Genomic DNA, 217 nt, shown 5'->3' on the forward strand with positions numbered 1-217 from the left:
CTCGTATTTCTGCTCCACGTCCAGGAGGCGCTTCAGTTCCTCCACCTGCTCCTGGGGATACGGATGATCTTGTTCCCCATGGGTCTCTCGGTAGTCCCTCACCCACTGATTCACCGTCGATGGGGTCACCCCATACTTTCGGGCAACCACCGCTGCCTTAATGCCAGACAACACCTCTTGCGCTGCCTTCTCTCTTGTTCCTGTTAAGTGTCCCATA

The 217-nt window shown here is 55.8% G+C and carries 1 protein-coding gene; it reads right to left on the reverse strand.

Annotated elements, in window-relative coordinates:
• On the reverse strand, positions 1 to 217 hold a 217-nt coding region (locus C173_RS19215), incomplete at both ends, for a helix-turn-helix domain-containing protein (protein WP_036727493.1).

The sequence above is a fragment of the Paenibacillus sp. FSL R7-277 genome, from assembly GCF_000517965.1.
In the GTDB taxonomy this organism is placed as follows: Bacteria; Bacillota; Bacilli; order Paenibacillales; family Paenibacillaceae; genus Paenibacillus_AQ; species Paenibacillus_AQ silagei.